At 32.3% G+C, this 1,022-nt stretch carries 1 protein-coding gene; it reads right to left on the bottom strand.

The genetic code is table 11. The features are described 5' to 3' along the window. The coding region (locus QS62_RS12075) for a hypothetical protein (protein WP_197496274.1) at positions 1-1,022 on the bottom strand (1,022 nt) is incomplete at both ends.

The following is a 1,022-nucleotide window of genomic DNA, read 5'->3' on the forward strand; positions in this document are numbered from 1 at the left end:
GTTCTTTTGCATTTGGTGCATAAATGGAAATTTCATTACCATTTCCCGCTTCCATTGAAGTAGTAGCATTATAACCAAAAATACCCTCTACTTTTGAAACCATTCCATTTACATTAGGAAAATTTTCGGCATCACCAATTTGAATCTTATTTTTACCATTTTCCGATTTCAGTGATACTAAGCTACCATAGAAAGAATCTATAGCCCGATGAATACCACTTTGTTGATTAGTTTCTGTAGTTTGTAGAATTAATTCGTTATTGCCTAAATCTGTATGTAAACTTGTACTACCATTCCAAGTCTTAATAACTGTTCGATCTTTTGCATTTGGCGCATAGATGGAAATTATATTTCCTTTATCTGCATCAATTTGAACATTACCACCTAACTCATCATTAACTTTATTAGGATTATCTGTTCCATTATTAATTCCATAGACACCTAATACTTTTCCATCAAGATCAGTTTCTTTCTCATTACCTATCAAAAGAATATTTTGGCCTTTAGCGGCAGATAATAATACTGTTGCTGTTTTTATAGCTTTAATACCTGCTAAATTACCACTATCTTGATTAGTTGCTGTAGTTTGTAGAATTAATACGTTATTAGCATTATTGTCTGTTGCTGTTAATACTATCGATTTCTTATCGCTATCTACTGATCTTCCAGATGCAGAAAGAATTGTTTGATGTTTTGCGTTTGGTGCATAGATGGAAAGTATATTTCCCTTACCTGCTTTCATTTCAACAGTAGCGCCTGATTGGTTATCGATTCCATGTACATTCGATACTTTTCCGATAATACTTGTTTCTTGGTCATTACCAATCTGAATCTTATTCCATCCTTCATGTGCCAATAATGTAACTGAACTTCCATTACGAGCATAAATAGATTTCTGAGCCGCACTAGCAATAGTTTGGTTTATACCCGTTGTTTTGATATTTAATAAATTATCACCTGTTTCTGTATCTAATGTGATATTACCACTATTAGTACTAATAATATTTTGTTCTTTTGCATTT

This window comes from Gallibacterium salpingitidis, from assembly GCF_001678495.1.
GTDB lineage: Bacteria > Pseudomonadota > Gammaproteobacteria > Enterobacterales > Pasteurellaceae > Gallibacterium > Gallibacterium salpingitidis.